Source organism: Micromonospora sp. WMMB482, assembly GCF_019038635.1.
Classification (GTDB): Bacteria; Actinomycetota; Actinomycetes; order Mycobacteriales; family Micromonosporaceae; genus Micromonospora; species Micromonospora marina.
The window spans coordinates 6,778,058-6,797,955 of sequence record NZ_JAHOPD010000020.1 but is presented as its reverse complement, the minus strand read 5'-3'; the positions used below and the strand labels follow the sequence as shown (position 1 = coordinate 6,797,955).

The following is a 19,898-nucleotide window of genomic DNA, read 5'->3' as shown; positions in this document are numbered from 1 at the left end:
GCTCCCTGGTTCGGAGGTGGTGGGGGGTGCCGGCCCTTCGCCGGGACGATCCGGCGTGGGGACGACGGCCGGAACGTAACGACGTTTCGATCGAAAGTCCCGTAGTTTCGAAACACGCCGGCAACAATCGATTATCGAAAAACGTCGACGTCGCGGCGGCCGGCTGCCTAGCGTTCGCCCATGTCACGTACCCGTCCCCTGGCGATGCTCGCGGCCCTGCTGATGGTCGTCGGCGTCGTCACCGTGTTATCCACATCCACCCCCGCGTCGGCCGCGACCTTTCTCCCGGCCGACGGCGGCCGGCTGTTGTTCGTCGGCCAGTCCACCGCCGCCGCCTGGAACGACTACACCTCGTTCGCTGCGCCGCCGTCCGGCGGCTCGGTGTACTACGAGGTGAGGTCCGGCACCTGGGTCAACCCCGGCCACCGCGACCACGCCACCCAACTCGCTCAGCAGGGCCGGATGGTCCAGGTGGGTATCTCCTGGAAGGACAACCCGCCCGGCTACACCGGCGGCGACGAGAACGCCAAGGCGGCCCGCTCGCGCGCGGTGACCCAGGAGATCGCCGACGGGCGTCACGACGCCCAGTTCGGCAACCTGATCGCCTTCGTCAATCAGTATCCCGCGGCGAAGTTCTTTCTCCGCGTCGACTACGAGGTGTCGTCGTTCTACCACTGCACCGACGCCTCGTGCGCGTCCTACCGGAACGCGTTCGCGAAGGTGCGCTCGTTGATCAACGCCGCCAAGCGGCAGGACAATGTCACCTACGTGTTCCACCCGGTGCGGGGCGAGTTCGAGAAGCTCTACCCGGGTGACGCGGTCACCGACTGGATCGGCGTCTCGGTCTTCGCCCACGAGCTGTGCCTGCCGATCTACGACAACGGTTACCTCTACAACGGCACCCCACCGCAGAACTACGACACGGCGGCCTCGCAGTGCCGCAATGCCTACGTCGGTACGGACGCGGCCGGCAATCCGGCAGCGGTGTGGCGCAACTGGGACCACGACGCGAACGTGTTGAAGATGATGAAGTTCGCCAAGGACCACGGCAAGCCGATGATCGTCTCGGAGGCCGGGATGATGAACTTCACCGACAACGGCGCCGACACCGTCGGCCTGGAACCGCAGCGTGGTGACCTGTGGGTTCGGCGGCTGTTCTCGCTGATGGACTACGTGGGTCCGATCCCGAACATGTCAGGCAGCTACGACCTGCGCGGCGTGATCCGCGCCGCGGTCTACATCAACCTCGACTTCCGCTACGGCTGGGACGGCGTCAACGACGGATCCTTCGACTTTCCGGTCAACTCGACCTGGTTCGTCGACGGCCGGCTGTCCCGTTACGCGGAGGCGCGCGCCTCGTTCTGCCGAGGGCTGACCGAGCGCAACTTCGTCACCCGTTGCACCGGCAGCACCGACCGGGCGATCGTCGGCGCCGGCAGCGGGCGCTGCGTCGACGTGGCCGGCGGCGGCACGGCGGACGGTACCGCTGTGCAGTTGTGGGACTGCCTGGGCAACGGCGCCCAGCGCTGGCGCCGGGCCGGTGACACCTTCGTCAACACCGGATCCGGCAAGTGCCTCGACGTCCGCGGAGTCGGTACCGCCGACGGCAGTCAGGTGTGGCTGTGGACCTGCATCGCCGGCAGCGCCGCCCAACGATGGCTGGTCAACTCCGACGGCACCCTGGTCAACCCGAACTCCGGCAAGTGTCTCGACGCGGCCGGGTGGGGTACCGCCAACGGCACCCGGTTGCAGATCTGGGCCTGCGGTACGAACCAGTCCAATCAGCGGTGGCAGGTGATCTGACGGTGTGGACCGGGCCGCCGGGCGCGAGCCGGTGGCCCGGGTCAGGTCGGTGGCGGGGGAGCGGTGCTCTCCCGCTGGACCAGAGTCGTGGCCAGCTCGATGCGATGGGTGTCGAGTCGCTGGCCACCGATGATCCGCAGCAGCGTCCGGGCGGCGGTGACGCCCATCTCCCGCAGTGGCTGGCGCACGGTCGTCAACGGGGGAGCGGTCCACTGGGCGAAGTTCAGGTCGTCGAAGCCCACCACGCTGACGTCGTGCGGGATGCTGCGCCCGATCTGTCGCACCGCCTCGTAGACGCCGGTGGCCTGCTGGTCGCTGCCGGCGAAGATGGCGGTCGGCGGCTCCGGCAGGGCGAGCAGGCGCTGGGCGGCGGCCAAACCACCGGTGTGGTGGAAGTCGCCGTAGCGCACCAGCTCACGGCACACGGGCAGGCCCGACGCCTCCAACGCGGCCCGGTAGCCGGCCACCCGGGCCCGGGTGCACAACATCTGCTCCGGACCGCCGATCACGCCGATCCGGCGATGACCCAGAGCGAGGAGATGTTCGGTGGCGGCGTAGCCGCCGCCGAAGTTGGTGGCGCCGATCGAGGGCACCTCCGGCGGCGGCAGGCTCACCCCGTCGACCACGACGAACGGCAGCGTCCGCCGGGCCAGCTCGGCCCGCTGTTCCTCGGCCAGTTCCGAGAGCACCAGGATCGCACCCTGCGAGCCCCGGGAGATCAGCGAGTCCAGCCAGCGTCGGGTCAGGCTGGCCCGGTTGTGCACGGCCGAGACGACGAGGCTCATGTTGACCTCCTCGGCCACCTCCTCCACCCCGGTCAGGATCTCCAGCGCCCATGCGCTGTCCAACTCGTTGATCACCAGATCGAGGAGATCCCCTCGCCGGCTGGTCCGCCGCGGCACCCGGGGTCGCTGGTAGCCGTGCAGGGTGAGCAGCCGCTCCACGTGCGCCCGGGTCGTCGGTGCGACGTCGCTGTGCCCGTTGAGCACCTTGGAGACGGTGGGCACCGAGACGTTCGCCTCCCGGGCGATCGTCGCCAGCGTGCACCGGGATGCCGGAGCAGCCGATGTGCCTCCCACGGTGCCTCCCTCGCGCCGCGGTCCCCGGTGATGCGCCGCGTCCGGCCAGTCTGCCCCCGCCCGGGTCACAGTTTCCAACATGTTTCGAAACTTGTTGGTCGATGTTTCGAGCCGCCCTACGTTGTGTCGCACCGCACCGGTGCCGATCTCCGCCTGATTGGCGACGGCACCACCGGACCGTTCGCGACCGTCGTGGATCGGCCGGGCGGATTCCACCAGCAAGAGAGCGTCCCGGGCCGGCCGGCCCGCTCATTGAGGAGGCAGACAATGGCGCCTTGGCGCACCCCGCTCCGTCGCGGAGCCGTGGGTATGAGGTTGGCCGCCGGGCTGATCGCCGCCGCGCTCGCCGTGACCGCGAGCGGCTGCGGTGGCGGCGACGGCGGCTCGGGTGGCAAGACCACCCTCACCGTCGCGGTGTTCAGCGACTTCGGGTACGAGCCCCTGGTCAAGGAATACATGACCGCGCACCCCGACATCGAGGTGAAGATCCGCAAGGCGGAGTTCGACCCGCACCACAAGCAACTCGCCACCCGGCTGGCCGCCGGCTCCGGCGCGGCCGACGTCGAGGCGGTGGAGGAGGGCTTCCTGCCGCAGTTCCGGCAGTCCAAGGACAAGTTCGTCAACCTCGCGGACTACGGCGCGGCGGACCTGAAGAGCCAGTGGCTGCCGTGGAAGTGGGAGCAGGGTGTCGCCGACGGCGGCGCGTTCGTGATGGGTCTCGGCACCGACATGGGCGGTCTCGCGCTGTGCTACCGCGCGGACCTGTTCAAGGCCGCCGGTCTGCCGACCGGCCGAGACGAGGTGTCCAAGCTCTACATGAGCTGGGACGACTACTTCGCGGTCGGTCAGCGGTTCGTCGCCTCCGGCAGCAAGGCCAAGTGGTTCGACAGCGCCGGCAACGTCTACAGCGCCATGATCAACCAGTTGCCGTACGGCTACTTCGACCCCAGCGACCAGTACGTCGGCGACACGAACCCGCAGATCAAGGACACCTTCGCCAAGGTCGCCACGGCGGCCAGCGGCAAGGGCATGTCGGCTCAGCTCGACCCGTTCAGCCAGCAGTGGAACGTCGGATTCAAGCAGGGCACGTTCGCTACCCTTCCGTGCCCGAGCTGGATGCTCGGCCTGATCAAGGACGGCTCCGGGCCTGCCAACGCCGGCAAGTGGGACATCGCCAAGGTGCCTGGCAGCGGCGGCAACTGGGGAGGATCCTTCCTGACTGTGCCGAAGCAGGGCAAGCACCCCAAGGAGGCGTACGAGCTGGCGAAGTTCCTCACCTCGCCGGAGTCGGAGACCAAGATCTTCCAGAACGTCGGAAGCCTGCCCTCCCAGCCCGGGCCGCTCAAGGACCCGGCGGTACTCGACTTCCGCAACGAGTACTTCAACAACGCCCCGGTGGGCGAGATCTTCGCCCGCTCGGGTGAGACCCTGCGCCCCAACTACCGGGGCACCCGTGACGGCGACGTCCGGCCGGTCTTCGGACGCGCGTTGGCCCGCGTCGAGCAGGGCAAGCAGTCGCCCGACGCGGCCTGGCAGGCCGCGCTCGGTGAGGCCCGGAAGACCCTCGGCTGATCGGCTGTCGACCGCGGGTGGCACGGACATGTCCGTGCCACCCGCCCCGACGCGAACCCTCGGAGTTGACATGACCACCGACGTGAGCCTCCGCCGCGCCGCCCGGCACCGACCCGCGACCCCACCTCCTGCGGCCCGCCGCCGCACGCTGGCTGACATGCTGGACCGCCGGACGACCCCGTACCTGTTCATCGCGCCGTTCTTCGTCCTGTTCGGAGCCTTCGGACTGTTCCCCCTGCTCGCCACGTTCTGGATGTCGCTGCACGACTGGCACCTGATCAACGGCGACGGCGGCTGGACCGGCGTGCAGAACTACCGCACGCTCCTCGCCGACGGCGACTTCTGGAACGCGCTGTTCAACACCCTGAGCCTGTTCGTCATCTCCACCGTGCCGCAACTGCTGCTGGCCCTCGGCCTCGCGGCGGCGCTGAACACCACGCTGCGCGCTCGTACGTTCTGGCGGGCCGGCGTGCTGGTGCCCAACATCGTCTCGGTGGTCGCCGTGGCGCTGGTCTTCGCCCAGGTCTTCGGCAAGGACGCCGGGATCGCGAACTGGCTGCTCGGCTTCGTCGGGGTCGACCCGATCAACTGGCAGGCCGAGAAGTGGTCCGCGCACCTGGGCATCAGCGTCATCGTGATCTGGCGTTGGACCGGCTACAACGCGCTGATCTACCTGGCCGCCATGCAGGCCGTGCCGGCCGACCTCTACGAGTCGGCCCGGCTCGACGGCGCCTCGGCCTGGTCGGCGTTCTGGCACGTCACGGTCCCGATGATCCGACCGACGATCCTGTTCACCACAGTGGTGTCGACGATCGGGGGACTGCAGCTGTTCGCCGAACCGCTGCTCTTCGACGGCCAGGGTGAGCCCAACGGCGGCTCGGACCGCCAGTTCCAGACCGTGACCATGTACCTCTACGAGAAGGGTTTCACGCTCTTCGACGCCGGCTCCGCCTCCGCGGTCGCCTGGCTGCTGTTCCTGCTCATCGCCGTGTTCGCGCTGGTGAACTTCCTCGCGGTCCGGCGCTCGGTGGCGAGCCGGTGAAGGGAAGACGACCATGGTGACCTCCACGCGTGTCGGTGCCGCGCCCCCTCTCGCGGCCCGGCCGGGCCGCTACTCGCGCGGCCGCCGGCCCGGGAAATTGATCTACCTGTTCCTCGCCGCCGTGCTGGTGGCCTCGATGTTCCCGCTCTACTGGACCTTCGTGGTCGCCAGCAACGACAACAGCGTCATCGGCAACACCACCCCACCGCTGACACCCGGTGGGCACCTGCTGGACAACATCGCCCGGGTCTTCGACAGCTCCGACTTCGGGGTGGCGCTGACCAACTCGTTCCTGGTCGCCACCTCCGTCGCGGTGGGCAACGTCTTCTTCGCCTCACTCGCCGGCTTTGCGTTCGCCCGCCTGCGCTTCCGGGGCCGCAACGCCCTGCTCGTGCTGGTGATCTCCACCATGATGGTGCCGACCCAGCTCGGCATCATCCCGCTCTACCTGCTGATGACCGAGTTGGGCTGGACCGGTCGGCTGCAGGCGCTCATCGTCCCCGCGCTGGTCTCCGCGTTCGGTGTCTTCTGGATGCGACAGGCGGTCGAGGAGACCGTGCCGGCGGAACTCGTCGAGGCGGCCCGGGTCGACGGGTGCAGCCTGATCCGGGTGTTCTGGCACGTCGCGCTTCCGGCGATCCGGCCCGCCGCCGCAGTGCTGGGCCTGTTCACCTTCATGACGGCGTGGAACGACTTCTTCTGGCCGCTGGTGGTGCTCAACCCGGAGAACCCGACCGTCCAGGTGGCGTTGTCGGTGCTGGCCAGCGGCTACTACACCGACTACGCCCTGATGCTCACCGGCGCCACGCTAGGCGTGCTTCCGGTGCTCGTGGTCTTCGTCCTTCTGGCCCGACAGATCGTCGGCGGAATCATGCAGGGAGCGGTCAAGGGATGACGGAACTGCTCGCGCCCGGACGGCCCGGCCCCGCCGGCGAGGACACGGCTCTGATCCGCAACCCGGTGCTGCCCGGCTTCCACCCCGATCCGTCGATCCTGCGGGTCGGCGACGACTACTACCTCGCCACCTCCACCTTCGAGTGGTATCCGGGGGTACGAGTGCACCACTCCCGGGACCTGGTGCACTGGCGCCCGCTCGGTGGTGTGCTGACCGATCGGCGCCTGCTGGACCTGACCGGATGTCCGGACTCGGGCGGCGTGTGGGCACCCTGCCTGTCCCACGTCGACGGCGAGTTCCACCTGGTGTTCACCGACGTCGACTCGTACACCGGCGGGTTCTGGGACACCCCCAACTTCGTCACCACCGCACCGTCGATCGACGGGCCCTGGTCCGACCCGGCGCCGTTGCACGCCCGCGGCTTCGACCCCTCGCTGTTCCACGACGACGACGGCCGCAGCTGGCTGTTGTCCAACGCCTGCGACTGGCGGCCGGGCCGGTCCTGGGCCGGCGGGATCATCGCGCAGGAGTACGACCGACGCCGGCGTGTCCTGGTCGGCAAGTCGATCACCCTCTTCGACGGCACTCCGGCCGGTTTCACGGAGGGGCCGCATCTGTATCGCCGAGGGGACTGGTACTACCTCGTGACCGCGGAGGGTGGCACCGGTTGGGAGCACCAGGTGACCGTGGCCCGATCCCGCTCGCTGACCGGCCCATATGTCGCCGATCCCGATGGACCGATGCTCACCTCGACCCACCGCCCGGATCTGCCGCTGCAGAAGGCCGGCCACGGCAGTCTGGTCGCCGCCCCGAACGACCAGTGGTATCTCGCGCACCTCACCGCGCGCCCGCTCGGCCGCCGGGGCGCCTGTGTCCTCGGTCGGGAAACCGCGCTGCAGCGCGTCGACTGGACTGTCCACGGCTGGCCGCGCGTCGAGGGCGGCATACCGCACGAGCGGGTTCCCGGCCCCCGGCTACCAGCAAGGCCGTGGCGGGAGGCGCCGCAGACCGACGACTTCGACGCCGATCGGCTCGACCCGGCCTGGAGCACCCTGCGCCGGCCGCCGTCGCCGGACTGGCTGTCGCTGACCGCACGCCCCGGTCACCTGCGGCTCGCGGGCGGCCAGTCGCCGTCGTCGCGGCATCGGGTGAGTCTGGTCGCCCGGCGGATCGAGCACCCACGCGCCACCTTCTCGGCGGTGGTCGACTTCATCCCCCGCTCGTACCAGCACCTCGCTGGGGTGGTCGCCTACTACAACACCCGCAACTGGTACTACGCCCACCTCACCTGCCAGGACGGCGTCGGCGTGGTGGCGGACGTGCTGACCTGCCGACGTGGACGGTTGCGCCGTCTCGGCCGGCCGGTGCCGGTGCACGGGCCGGTCGAGCTGCACGTCGCGCTGGACGGGCCGGCACTGCGCTTCGCCCAGGGCGCGCCGGGGGCGGCGCCGACTTGGTGGCCGGACGTGTTCGACGCGACGATCCTCTCCGACGAGCACGCGACCGAGATCGTCGACGGGGTGCCCGAGGTGTGGGGCTTCACGGGTGCCTTCTTCGGTCTGTGGGTTCAGGACCTGACCGGCGGCGACGCGTACGCCGACTTCGACCGGACGACGTACCGGGCGGCGCGGTAGCGCGTCGGACGCGGTGGGGTGACCCGTGGCGCCGTGCTGGGTCATGTTTCGAAAACACTGGTTCGGACATCGACGAGCATTGCATCCTGTCGATCGAAGCGTTGCCCTGGCGTTCCAGCCAGAACATCCTCGCGCGGGCTCCCGTCCGCCCGCCACCGGGCGGCGGGCGGACCGGAGCCGGCCGGCGGCTGCGATCCGCCGGGAGCGCGTACCACCACCGGGAGACACCATGACCACACGACGACAAGAGTTGCCCGGCCACACTGGCCTCGCGCCCGCACGAGCCCGGCCCGTCGGTCCCACATCCACGAGCCCGGTCCCGCGACGGCTCACCGGACGACGCCGCCGAGGGTGGGGAAACGGACCGGTCGGTGCCCGCGCATCCCGACTCGTCGTGGTCGCCGTCCTGACCCTCGCCGGCGTCGTCGCCGCGCTCACCGCACCCGTGGCCGCCCGCCCGGCCGCGGCGGCTGGCGGGACGCCCGTCGACGGTCAGGCCGCCCTCTATCCACGCGCGGTACGGCTCGCCCACTCCGGCGCCGCGAGCGGGCGGGTGATCCTCACCGTCACGCAGTTCCCGGCCGGAGGGCCGGCTGCGGGCATCTACGAGAGCACCACCGACGGTCCCTTCCGCCGCGTCGGCACGGTCACCGACCCGGAGGCTCGGCGGGGCCTGTGCTGCACCACGCTGTTCGAGCTGCCGCGACCGCTCGGCGGGCTGCCCGCTGGCACCTTGCTCTGGGCGGGCAGCGTCGGTCAGGACGGCGGGTCCGACCGGCGCATGTCGATCCGCGTCTGGGCGAGCAACGACGTGGGCCGCACCTGGCGCTACCTGTCCACCGTCGCCCAGTCGGGCAACGCCGGCGGGCTGTGGGAACCGGAGTTCTTCCTCGACGCGGCCGGCCGGCTTGTCGCGCACCTCGCCGACGAGAGCCAACCCGGCCGAAGCCAGGTCCTCGTGCAGTCGATCAGCACCGACGGGCTCACCTGGTCAACGCGGTCGCCGATCGTGACCGGACCACAGCCGGGGCACCGCCCCGGCATGCCCGCCGTCCGCCGGATGCCCAACGGCACCTACCTGCTGGCGTACGAGGTGTGCGGCTTCGGCGGCCAGTACGACTGCGCGGTGCGCTCCCGCACCTCCGTGGACGGAACGACCTGGGGCGACCCGGCCCGGCTCGACCCCGTGGTCCAGACCGCGGACGGGCGCTACCTGACCGCCACCCCGACGCTCGCCACCACCGCGACCGGCCGTGTGCTGCTCGTCGCGCAGCGGATCCGTAACGCCGACGGCACCGAGGCCGCCCTCAACGGCCGAGCGCTGTTCGTCAACCTGGACAGCGGTCGAGGCTCCTGGTATCCGGCACCCGCTCCGGTGGCGGTGCCCGGCGCGCGTCCCGGCGTCTGCCCCAACTACAGCCCCACTCTGGTGCCATCCGCCGACGGCTCCGCACTGTTGCAGGTCAGCACCGATGACGCTGCCGACGGCACCTGTCGCGCCTACTCGGCCTCCGCGCTGCTGCCGCCGAGTTCGGCGCGCCCCGGACGCTTCGTCGGCGGCGCCGGAAGCTGCGTCGACGTCGGGGGCGGCGGCGCGGCCAACGGCGCCGCGGTGCAACTGTGGCAGTGCAACGACGCACCGGTGCAGCGGTGGACCCTGCGACCCGACGGATCGGTCGGCGCCCAGGGACGGTGCCTGGACGTGCCCGGGGCAGCATCCGGGGCCGGCACCAGACTGCAGATCTGGGACTGCAACGGCTCACCGGCCCAGCAGTGGCTGCGCCGCGGCGACGCACTGGTCAACCCGAACTCCGGCCGGTGCCTCGACGCACCCGGCGGCGCGACCGCCAACGGCACCCGCCTGCAACTGTGGGACTGCAACGGTCTCGCGCCACAACGCTTCCCGTTCGTCGCGGCGGTGGATCACCCACCGCAACTGCGTCCCGGAAGCACCGTCTCCCTGCGCGTCACCACACCCGGGTTCACCGACCGCTACCTGCGCCATCGGAACTTCCTCTCGGTGACGTCGGTGCTCGACGCCGGCGCCGCCGAGCCCGACCGACGCGACGCGACGTTCCGCGTCCAGTCAGGGCTGGCGGACCCGACCTGCGTCTCCCTGGCGGCCGTCAACGTCTCCGGCGCCTACCTGCGGCACCGCGACTTCCGGGTACGGCTGGACAGCTTCACCGACACCGCGCTGTTCCGCGCCGACGCCACCTTCTGCCCGGAGAGCACCCCGGGCGGAGTCCGCCTCCGCTCACTCAACCTGACCGACCGCTACCTGCGGCACTACGACGCCACCGGATACATCGCCGAGCCCGCAGGCGGCAACGCCTTCGACAACCCCGCCCACTTCGACGACGACACCGTCTGGCAGCCGACCGCCCCACTCGCTCCCTGAACCACCCGCGTTCCACCGCGACTGTCCACTTCTCACCGAGGAGGATCCATTGAACTGGCGATTCCGCCCACTCGCCGCCGCCGCCGCGCTGGTGGTCACCGCGGCCACCGCGCTGCTGGCGGTCAGCACGGCCCCGGCCAGCGCCGCGCCGCTGCTGTGCGACCAGTACGCCACCGCCCAGGTCCAGGGCGGTCGGTACATCGTGCAGAACAACCGCTGGGGTGCCAGCACCACCCAGTGCATCGACGTGTCGAACGCCGGCTTCACGGTGACCCGCGCCGACCACAACAACTCCACCAGTGGCCCGCCGGCCTCCTACCCGTCCATCTACGCCGGCTGCCACTACGGCGCCTGCACCGCCAACAGCGGCCTGCCGGCCCGGGTGGCCGGGTTGAACAACCCCAGGGCCACGTTCAACATCAGCACCCCCAACGCCGGCGAGTGGGACGCGGCCTTCGACCTGTGGTTCGACGCCAACCCCAACCCGGCCGGGCAGAACTACGGCGCCGAACTGATGATCTGGACCAACCACCGCGGCCGCCCACAACCCATCGGCAGCCGGGTCGCCACCGTCACCATCGAGGGCGGCACCTGGGACGTGTGGTTCGGCAACATCGGCTGGAACGTCATCTCCTACGTGCGGACCACGCCGAGCAACACGTTCGCCAACTTCAGCCTGAAGTCCTTCATCAACGACTCCGTCGGCCGTGGAAAGATCAACACGAACTGGTACATGACGAGCGTTCAGGCCGGCTTCGAGCCCTGGATCGGCGGCGCCGGCCTGGCCGTCAACCTCTTCGACTTCAACATCAACGGCAACGCCGCCGGGGGCGGTGGTGGCGGAGGCGGCGGTACCTCGGTCATCCGGGGGGTGGCCTCCAACCGGTGCGTCGACGTGGCCGGCTGGGGCAAGGCCGACGGGACCCCGGTGCAGCTCTACGACTGCTTTCCGAACAACGGCAACCAGCAGTGGCGTCGCGTCGGCAACACGTTCGTCAGCAACGACTCCGGCAAGTGCCTGGACGTCTCCGGTGGGCGCACCGCCAACGGTAGCGTTGTGCAACTCTGGTCCTGCCTGAACAACGGCGCTCAGCAATGGATACCGAACAGCGACGGGTCGATCGTGAACCCGAACTCGGGTAAGTGCCTCGACGCCACCGAGTTCGGAACGGCCAACGGCACCAGATTGCAGATCTGGGAATGTGGTCGGCCGCTGGGCGGCAACCAGCAGTGGCAGCTGGGCTGATGCCGGAAGCACACGCATCGACGAAAAGGGAGTAGGAGATCAGTCTGACGCTCGGGTTCCACGACCGCACCGGTGCTCGATCGGTGCGGTCGTGGCGGGGCCCCGGTCGACCTCCGGTGCAGGTGCCACCCGATAGCCTTGCACCGCCTCAACGGCATCTACCGACCGTTCATCGACGACAGGCCGCTGATCGAGGGCATGGGGGCGCGCGGTCGGACGGCGTAGTCCCCGACGATCCGCAGTGGCACATCAGCGACCCGCTTCGACGACCTCGCAGAACGCATGTGGGCTCGCCTGGCATGACCCGAGCCGGCGGAAGCCCGCCGGGACGCGCTAGTTACACCTCGTGAGGTAGGCGAGGGTTTCAGCTACCACGGAGGGCTTCCGGTCTCCGTAGGGCCGGGGTCGGCAGGCTGCTGAGCTGATGTCATCAGCACGGGCTGATCGCCGTCGGCTTACGGCCGACCAGGATCAGTGCGGCAACTGGCTGGAATGCGTCAGCTTGGTCGCGGCGATGATGAGAAGCGCTGCGGCTGTGAGCAGCGTCAGGTATGGCGGTGCGAGGGCGCCGGTTATCGCACCGGCCAGCGCCAGTGCGGTGGCGGCGATCAGCCAGGGCCGCGGGTTGCTCGGGGGAACCCTGCGCAGGTACCAGCCTTGGGCGAGGAGGAACAGGATCGAGCCACCGTACAGCAGCACGCTGATCGTGGCGGCCGCCCGGCCGTGCGGATGTCGGATGATCATTTCTTGGGCGGCCGCGACGGCGATGAGCCCGGCCACCATGACGGTCAGGACGTTGCCGGCCATCCGGGTGGCCCGGTTCGGGTCGCCGGTCCGTTCGACGTGGTGTTGGACCAGCCGGCCCGGACCGCCGAAAGCGAGCAACCACAGGGCGACGGTGACGAGCAGGGCGGCTGAGCCGGTGACCACGGTGAGTGGGGTCAGCGGCGTCGCGGTGAGGGCCAGCCCGGTGGACAGGACCGTGCCGCCGAGTGCGAGGAGCAGGAACAGGCGGCAGCGTTCCAGCATGTGTGCGCTCTCGGCCGTGGCGGCGTTTTCCGAGTGCAGGGTGCGCCCGGGGATCGGGTGCCCGAGCCAGGTGCCGAGCAGGTCGACCCCGGCGGCTGCGGCCCACCAGTAGAGGCGATGCGCGGGAGCCGCAACCGCGCCGATTGCCCACAGCGGTGCGCTGACGAGCAGCCACAGCAGCGTCCGCCGATAGTGGTCCCGCCAGATGTCGCCGGGCACGTTCAGCAGGGTCCAGAGGCCACGGCCGAGCTGCACGAGCAGGAACGGCGCGGCGAAGTCCCATCCCGAGCCGGTGAACGCGCGGGACACGGCGGCGGTCAGGAAGAGGCCGAAGAAGGTCACGGTCAGGACCATTGCGGTGGTTCGGGTGCGCTCGGTCCGTACGAGGGTCGCCTCCCAGCTGGTGAAGTACCACACGGTGAAGACCGCCAGCAACAGCACACCGGTCTCGCCCGCACCACGGATCGAAGGGTCTTCCCGCAGCCGAGTGGTGAGCTGGAAGATCGCGAACACGAAGACGAGGTCGAAGAACAACTCGACGGGGTCTACGGCGTACGTCTGCCGTTGCCGCGCGGTGCCGTCGGCGGTCTGGCCGGTTCCGGACAGTGGATCTCTCCTTTCCTGGAATCCGCTGCTCGGCTGGGCGCAGCCCAGGCCCGGTGTGCCGTGCGGGTGCCCTGGCCGGTGCGCTGCCCGCCACCGCTTTCCATCCCACCACATCCGCGATACGTAGCCGTCCTCGGACAGGTTGTTTCCTCCATCGGGTGGGCAACCAGGCGGGTTCCCCCGGTGGTGTGAAGATTTCCCGAGGCAACGACGACGCCGCCCCGTCCGACCACGCTGTTCGGTAGAGCCCGGCCCATCGGGCCGCCGGTAGGTGATGGCGCTCCGCGCTCGGGCGTTCCCCGAATCCGTGACCGTCAGCAAGGAGCATTCTCATGGCGTCGAACATCGGATGGGCCACCGCGGGTGCGGCAGAACCGCTGGCGTCTGTGCCGTTCGATCGTGGCCCGGTGGGCCCCGAGGACGTGCGCATTGCCATCGCCTTCTGCGGGGTCTGTCACTCCGATATCCACCAGGCCCGTGACGAATTCGGAGGCGGCCTCACCACCAACTTTCCCTGCCTGCCGGGACATGAGATCGCCGGGACGGTGAGCGAGGTCGGCGAACGTGTGCAGCGGCATGCCGTCGGCGACCGGGTGGGCGTGGGCTGCATGGTGTATTGGGGGTCCGAGGACCAGCGCGGCGCCGTGGACGAGCAGTATCAGGTTCCGCCGCCGGTGTACACCTACAACACCAGGGATCCAGACAGCGGGCAGGTGACCTTCGGCGGCTACTCCGACGAGATCGTGGTGAACGAGCACTTCGTGTTGCGGATTCCGGACTCTCTGTCGTTGGAGCGGGCCGCGCCGATGCTGTGCGCCGGCGTCACCACCTGGTCACCACTCAAGCACTGGAATGTCGGTGACGGCCAGGTGGTCGCGATCGCCGGCGTCGGCGGGCTGGGTCACATGGCGATCCAGCTCGCGAAGGCGCGTGGCGCGGCGAAGGTCATCGCGTTGACCACCACGGCCGCCAAACGCGACGACGCGGTGCGCCTGGGCGCCGACGAGGTCATCGTCATGCCCGACAGCGACGCCGTCACCGCACGTCAGGCGTCGGTCGACTTCCTGCTGTCGACCATCCCCACACCCTTCGACATGAAGCCGTACCTGTCACTGGTCAAGCACGACGGCGCCTTCGTCACCGTCGGGATGCTCGAACCCAGCCTGCCCCAGGCCATCGATTTCGGGATCGTCTCGATGCTGCGCGTCAGCGTCGCCGGCTCGCTGATCGGCAGCATCGCCGAGACCCAGGAGGTGCTCGACTTCTGCGCGGAGCACCGGATCGCCGCCGACGTGGAGGTCATCACCGCCGACCGTGTCAACGAGGCCTTCGACAACGTGGTCGCCAAGAAGGCCCGGTTCCGCTATGTCATCGACAACTCGACCATTCGCTCAGCGGCTACCTAGTCCATTCGGGGGCCGGGCCGACAGGCCCCGAGCACGCTGGCTCCGTGAAGGAGGTTGACGCTCATTCGCCGTCGGATCCCCGGAGGGCCGGATCGTTGCTCGATGCGGCCCAGGTCGACAGGAGGCGTAGGGCGTCGGCGGTTGGAGTGCCGGGTGCGGCGCTGTAGGCGGTGAGGGTGAGTCCTGGGTCGGCGGGCATCGGCATGGCCTCGAAGTTGAGGTCCAGGAGTCCCACCACGGGGTGGCGGAAGGATTTGACGCCGGTGTGGTGCAGTCGGACGTTGTGCGCTCCCCAGCGGGTGCGGAAGTCGTCGCTGCGGGTGGCGAGTTCGCCGATGAGATTGCTCAGATCCTTGTCGCAGGGATCCCGGCCGGCTTCGGTGCGCAGCAGCGCCACGGTGGTGTCGGCGGCCGCCTCCCAGTTCGGGTAGAGCTGTGGGGCTCGTGTGTCGAGGAAGCAGAACCGGGCCAGGTTCACGGGTCGGACCGGCGTCTGGAAGGCCGGCAGGTAGAGCGCCTCGGCGAGGTGGTTGGCGGCGACGATGTCGAGGCGCCCGTTGCGGACGAATGCGGGCGCGTCGGTCATTGCCTCGAGTAGGTGCAGGGTGGCGGGGCGGATCTGTCTGGTGGGGCGCCGGCGTACCCGGGGGTTGGTGTTGGCGGCGCGGGCGAGGTCGTACAGGTGGGAGCGCTCCGCCTCGTCCAGCTGCAGGGCCCGGCACAGAGCGTCCAGCACGCTGTCGGAGACGCCGGACAGGTTCCCGCGCTCGAGGCGGGTGTAGTAGTCGGGGCTGACTCCGGCGAGCATGGCCACCTCGGCACGGCGCAGGCCCGGCACGCGGCGGCTGCCGCCGAAGTCCGGCAGACCAGCCCGTTCGGGCGTGATCCTGGCGCGGCGGGTCGCGAGAAACTCCCGAATGTCGGCTCTGTTGTCCACCCTTGCGACGGTACGGGGCTCGACCACGCGTCAACGAGGCCCTGTCATGACCTGTCCTGCCGGACGCCCCGGACGCCGGCGTCCCGCCGGAGGTCCAGTTCCCACCCCGCCCGGGGGCTGCACCCTTGGTACCCGCAACCAAAGGAGTTGAGCGGAGCGGCCGACACACGGCAGGGCGAAGCAGAATCGCTGCGGCCTGATGGGGGCACTGTCATGACCTGTTTCGACAACCCCTCCCACGGGCACCCGGTAGCGGCTTACATGGTGACGTGAACCCGCCCGCTGATCGCTCGTGGGTCACCAAATGCATAACATGTTCGCTTTCGTGGCTTGTGAGGAGAACTGACATGGAACTTCAGCCTGTACGGCAGACCGCGAAGGCGCCCGCCCAGTCGTTCATCGGCGACGTGTACCTGACCCCGATCTACAACGGCACCGGGCCGTCGCGGATGACTGTCGCGCTGGTGCGGTTCGTTCCCGGGGCGCGGACCAACTGGCACTCCCACGCCGTCGGCCAGACTCTGCACGTGACCGAGGGGGTCGGCCTGGTCGGCACGCGTGACGGCTCGGTGGTGCGGATCCACGCCGGCGAGACGGTGGTCTGCCCACCCGGTGAGGAGCACTGGCACGGCGCCGCCGCCGACACGTTCATGAGTCACCTGGCCATGCTCGAAATGGCTGCGGAGGGCGGTGACCCGACGACCTGGCTGGAGCCGGTCACCGCGGAGGTCTACGAGCAGGCCAACAAGCAGTGACGTCGCACGGAGAGAGTCGATCGATGGCGAACGGATCCGAGCTGAGCCCGCGGCGGCAGGCGACCGCGGCGATCGCGGCCTTCACCGCCACCGGCCAGCTGCCGCAGCTGCGTGACGCCCTGGCCGACGGTCTGGACACCGGGCTGACGGTCACCGAGATCAACGAAATTCTGGTGCAGATGTACGCCTACGCGGGGTTTCCGCGTGCCCTCAACGGCCTTGGCGCGTTCATGGCGCTGCTTCAGGAGCGCCGCGACAGCGGCATCGACGACCCGGCCGGCGAGCCGCCGACCCCGTTGCCCGCCGGCACCGACATGCTCGCGCTGGGCACCGAGAACCAGACCCGGCTCTCCGGTCGACCGGTGACGGGGCCCCTGTTCGACTTCGCCCCCGCGATCGACGAGTTCCTCAAGGCGCACCTGTTCGGCGACATCTTCGCCCGCGACACCCTCGACTGGCAGAGCCGCGAGATCGCCACCGTCGCCGCCCTGGCCACCCTCGATGGCGTCGAGAGCCAGTTGAGGTCACACCTCGGCATCGCGCTCAACGCCGGGCTGAGCCCGGCGGACCTGCACGGCCTCGTCGCGACGCTGCGCTCCCGCGTCGGCCAAGCCGCGTCCGACCGGGCCGGTGACCTGCTCGACCAGGTCCTGGCCGGCAGCGACGACTGAGAACCGTCACCGCAACCGAAGGAAGACAGAGATCATGACTTTCCACGAGACGTACACGTTGTCCAACGGCGTGGTCATCCCCAAGCTGGGGCTGGGCACCTGGTTCATCGACGACGACAAGGCGGCCCAAGCCGTCCGCAACGCCATCGAGGTCGGCTACCGCAACATCGACACTGCACAGGCCTACGGCAACGAACGCGGCGTCGGCGAGGGCGTACGCACCAGCGGCACCTCCCGCGACGAGCTGTTCGTGTCCACCAAGCTCGCCGCCGAGATTAAGAACTACGACGACGCGGCAGCGGCCATCGACGGCTCCCTGCAGACGCTGGGCCTGGACCACATCGATCTGATGCTGATCCACGCCCCGCAGCCGTGGAACGACTTCCGCGGCGGCGACTACGCCGAGGGCAACCGCGAAGCCTGGCGTGCCCTGGAGGACGGGCTCCGTGCGGGCAAGCTCCGCTCCATCGGGGTGTCGAACTTCCTGCAACAGGACCTGGATAACATCCTCGCGTCGTGCACCATCGCGCCGCAGGTGAACCAGATGCTCGTCCACGTCGGCAACACCCCGACCGAACTGATGACCTACTGCGAGAGCAGGAACATCCTCGTCGAGGCGTACTCGCCGATCGCCCACGGTGAGATGCTCAAGAACGCCGACGTCGCCGCGGTGGCGGAGAAGTACGGCGTGAGCGTGCCGCAACTGTGCATCCGCTACACCATTCAGTTGGGCACCGTCTCGCTGCCCAAGACCGCCAACCCCGAACACATGCGCAGCAACGCCCAGCTCGACTTCGTCATCTCTGACGACGACATGGACCTGCTGCGAAACATGGTCCAGCGCGACTACGGCGAGCACAGCGTCTTCCCCGTCTACAGCGGCAGGTAACCACCGCCGGCCGGTCCGACCGCGAGCCTCTGGTGCCCCGATCGGCTGCCGCTGGTGCCCAGCGCGCTGGTCGGGGGTCCGTCGCGGCGGGGGCACATCCTGTCGGTGTTGGTGGTGTTCACGACGCGGCTGGCGTCGCTGCCGGCCATTTGCCGCGGTTGTGGGGGCCGGCGCGCACGACGCGACTGCTGTGCTGCATGGATGGAACATCGCGGTGCTGCTCACCAACGCGTTCTCGGTGACCGGCGCCGCTGCCGTGGTGGTCGCCCGCCAGGATGCCGCAACCCGGAATCAGGCGACATCGGCACCGTGATCTCTCTCCCGGAGTCATCTGCGAGAGTCGTCGAGGCGCACCGGACCAGGGCCGCGTGCGCGGAGTCCGTCGCCGGGGTTGAGAAGGTTGCAGGCCTTCATCGAGAGACATCCGCATCCTATGCAGCCGACCAGCTCGTGTTCGAGGTTTTCGAGGTAGCGCCGCCGATTCTCCAGCTGGCGTTTCCACGACCTGGAGACGCGTTGCCAGTCGTCCTGCGTCGGCGGGCGGTCGCAGGGAAGGGAGGCGAATACGTCAGCGACCTCGGTGAGGTGGATCCCGAGGCGTTTGGCGACGAGGATGAGCGAGATCCTGCGGAGCATGTGCCGCCGGTACAGGCGCCGATTGCCGCTACTGCGCTCGGCGGTGATGAGGCCTCTGCTCTCGTAGAACCGCAGAGCGGATGCGGCCACACCGGTACGAGCGATGACCTCCGCCATGGTGAGACGATCGTCGGGGCTGGCGTCGTTACCGGATATGGCGAGTTTGCTGGTAGGCGGCGGCGAGGTGAGTGCTGACGTTAGGGTGTGCGACGGCATCCGGCCTCCTGAACGGGTTGTGCGGAACCGGGTACGCCGGCGCGTACCCGGTCCCCGTGGCTCACGCCTGTTTGGTCTGCCAGAAGATCGTGGAGATCTCCTCGACCTTCGCGAGCAGTTGCTCGGCGACGGCGGGGTCCGCGGATCCCTTCGCGCCGCCGGCGCCAGCCAGCTTGGTGGCCTCGTTGAGCAGGGTGTGTAGCTGGGGGTACGTCGCGAAGTGGGGTGCCTTGAAGTAGTCCGTCCACAGCACCCAGAGGTGGTGCTTGACCAGTTCGGCGCGCTGCTCCTTGATGATCAGAGCGCGGGCGCGGAACGCCGGATCCTGGCTGGCCTGGTACTTCTCGCAGATCGCTCTGAGCGACTCGGCTTCGATGCGGGCCTGCGCGGGGTCGTAGATGCCGCACGGCAGGTCGCAGTGGGCGCTGACGGTGGTGCGCGGGCGCAGGAGGCGTGGCAGTCGCATCAGATTCCTTCGCTGGATGGTGAGATGACGAAATTCCTGTGGTGATAGATCAGCCGCCCGTCGGGCGGCCCGTGAAAGACCTCGGCCACGGAGGCGACGACGAGCGTCGCGTCGCCCACGCTTATCCGTTGCAGTGGCATGACGCGAAGCGCGGCGAGGGCACTGGGGAGCATCGGTTCCCCCGACGGCAGAATTCTCCAGCCCTGGTCCGGGGTGAAGTGCCGACCGTCGGCGTGGGAGAAGTCCTGAGCCAGATCGGCATGTTTGGGTCCCAAGAGGTGCACGACGAAGCTGGGCGCTTGCAGCAGAACCCTCGCCGTCCGCGTTGCCATGAGGGAGAAGGACAGCGTTGGTGGTGCCACCGACACGGACGCGACGCTGGAGGCGGTCAGCCCGACCGGCCCGTGGGGACCAGCCGCAGAGATGACGGCGACTCCCGTGGGGTACCGGCGGAAAGCCTCCTTGAACCGCTCGCTCAATGGCACTTCCTCCCTTCCTGCTCCCGGGCGAGACGCTAAAACCTCAACCGCGCTTCATGTCAAACGCCTGGCACCCCCAAGGCGCCTTTCGAGCTGTTGCCGAGGTGGTGAGCCGCACGTCAGTTCGAGGTGCGGT

At 69.3% G+C, this 19,898-nt stretch carries 17 protein-coding genes; 11 read left to right on the top strand and 6 right to left on the bottom strand.

Annotation, left to right across the window (positions count from 1 at the left end; genetic code table 11):
- Positions 1-180: 180 nt before the first annotated feature.
- Positions 181-1,803, top strand: a complete 1,623-nt coding sequence (locus KSK32_RS33725; RefSeq protein ID WP_254187281.1) for an RICIN domain-containing protein — start codon at positions 181-183, stop codon at positions 1,801-1,803.
- A 41-nt stretch (positions 1,804-1,844) separates the two neighbouring features.
- Here KSK32_RS33725 and KSK32_RS31935 read toward each other — a convergent pair whose 3' ends face one another.
- Positions 1,845-2,882, bottom strand: coding sequence for a LacI family DNA-binding transcriptional regulator (locus tag KSK32_RS31935; protein WP_289256461.1), 1,038 nt, complete (start codon positions 2,880-2,882; stop codon positions 1,845-1,847).
- 309 nt (positions 2,883-3,191) lie between these two features.
- Between KSK32_RS31935 and KSK32_RS31930 the strand changes: the two genes are divergently transcribed.
- From KSK32_RS31930 to KSK32_RS31905, 6 genes are all read left to right on the top strand, one after another.
- Positions 3,192-4,454 (top strand): extracellular solute-binding protein, encoded by a 1,263-nt coding sequence (locus KSK32_RS31930; RefSeq protein ID WP_216935615.1) that lies wholly within the window; start codon positions 3,192-3,194, stop codon positions 4,452-4,454.
- Between the two features lie 70 nt (positions 4,455-4,524).
- A complete protein-coding gene (locus KSK32_RS31925; RefSeq protein ID WP_254187280.1) occupies positions 4,525-5,496 on the top strand; it encodes a carbohydrate ABC transporter permease in 972 nt (323 codons plus the stop codon).
- A gap of 13 nt (positions 5,497-5,509) precedes the next feature.
- Complete coding sequence (locus tag KSK32_RS31920; protein ID WP_216935608.1) at positions 5,510-6,391, top strand: carbohydrate ABC transporter permease; 882 nt, start codon at positions 5,510-5,512, stop codon at positions 6,389-6,391.
- Positions 6,388-8,025, top strand: coding sequence for a glycoside hydrolase family 43 protein (locus tag KSK32_RS31915; protein WP_216935606.1), 1,638 nt, complete (start codon positions 6,388-6,390; stop codon positions 8,023-8,025). Before KSK32_RS31920 ends, KSK32_RS31915 begins: the two co-directional genes overlap by 4 nt.
- Positions 8,026-8,419: 394 nt before the next feature.
- Entirely contained in the window at positions 8,420-10,426 is a 2,007-nt protein-coding gene (locus KSK32_RS31910; protein ID WP_216935604.1) for an AbfB domain-containing protein, read from the top strand.
- A gap of 49 nt (positions 10,427-10,475) precedes the next feature.
- The gene (locus KSK32_RS31905; RefSeq protein WP_216935602.1) at positions 10,476-11,672 is read left to right on the top strand and encodes an RICIN domain-containing protein; all 1,197 of its coding nucleotides are present in this window, start codon (positions 10,476-10,478) and stop codon (positions 11,670-11,672) included.
- 471 nt (positions 11,673-12,143) lie between these two features.
- On the opposite strand, the gene KSK32_RS31900 is transcribed toward KSK32_RS31905, so the two are convergent.
- Entirely contained in the window at positions 12,144-13,421 is a 1,278-nt protein-coding gene (locus tag KSK32_RS31900) for a low temperature requirement protein A (protein WP_216935600.1), read from the bottom strand.
- A gap of 218 nt (positions 13,422-13,639) precedes the next feature.
- Here KSK32_RS31900 and KSK32_RS31895 point away from each other — a divergent pair, with 218 nt between their 5' ends.
- Complete coding sequence (locus KSK32_RS31895) at positions 13,640-14,713, top strand: NAD(P)-dependent alcohol dehydrogenase (protein ID WP_216935599.1); 1,074 nt, start codon at positions 13,640-13,642, stop codon at positions 14,711-14,713.
- Positions 14,714-14,774: 61 nt separating this feature from the next.
- Here KSK32_RS31895 and KSK32_RS31890 read toward each other — a convergent pair whose 3' ends face one another.
- A complete protein-coding gene (locus KSK32_RS31890) occupies positions 14,775-15,650 on the bottom strand; it encodes a helix-turn-helix transcriptional regulator (RefSeq protein ID WP_216935597.1) in 876 nt (291 codons plus the stop codon).
- 347 nt (positions 15,651-15,997) lie between these two features.
- Here KSK32_RS31890 and KSK32_RS31885 point away from each other — a divergent pair, with 347 nt between their 5' ends.
- From KSK32_RS31885 to KSK32_RS31875, 3 genes are read left to right on the top strand one after another with little or no spacing between them, the layout of a single operon-like run.
- Positions 15,998-16,405 (top strand): cupin domain-containing protein, encoded by a 408-nt coding sequence (locus tag KSK32_RS31885; RefSeq protein ID WP_216935595.1) that lies wholly within the window; start codon positions 15,998-16,000, stop codon positions 16,403-16,405.
- A 23-nt stretch (positions 16,406-16,428) separates the two neighbouring features.
- Positions 16,429-17,076, top strand: a complete 648-nt coding sequence (locus KSK32_RS31880; RefSeq protein WP_216935587.1) for a carboxymuconolactone decarboxylase family protein — start codon at positions 16,429-16,431, stop codon at positions 17,074-17,076.
- A 34-nt stretch (positions 17,077-17,110) separates the two neighbouring features.
- A complete protein-coding gene (locus KSK32_RS31875; RefSeq protein ID WP_216935585.1) occupies positions 17,111-17,965 on the top strand; it encodes an aldo/keto reductase in 855 nt (284 codons plus the stop codon).
- Between the two features lie 327 nt (positions 17,966-18,292).
- Here KSK32_RS31875 and soxR read toward each other — a convergent pair whose 3' ends face one another.
- The 3 genes from soxR to KSK32_RS31860 all read right to left on the bottom strand — a co-directional run bounded on the left by soxR (position 18,293) and on the right by KSK32_RS31860 (position 19,768).
- Positions 18,293-18,718 carry a redox-sensitive transcriptional activator SoxR gene (gene soxR, locus KSK32_RS31870; RefSeq protein ID WP_254187279.1) on the bottom strand — a complete coding sequence of 142 codons (426 nt, stop codon included), beginning with the start codon at positions 18,716-18,718 and terminating at the stop codon, positions 18,293-18,295.
- A gap of 160 nt (positions 18,719-18,878) precedes the next feature.
- Positions 18,879-19,283: a superoxide dismutase, Ni gene (sodN, locus tag KSK32_RS31865; protein WP_216935580.1), complete on the bottom strand. Its 405-nt coding sequence runs from the start codon at positions 19,281-19,283 to the stop codon at positions 18,879-18,881.
- The gene (locus KSK32_RS31860) at positions 19,283-19,768 is read right to left on the bottom strand and encodes a flavin reductase family protein (RefSeq protein WP_216935578.1); all 486 of its coding nucleotides are present in this window, start codon (positions 19,766-19,768) and stop codon (positions 19,283-19,285) included. The genes sodN and KSK32_RS31860 overlap by 1 nt, the downstream gene beginning before the upstream one ends.
- Positions 19,769-19,898: the final 130 nt, after the last annotated feature.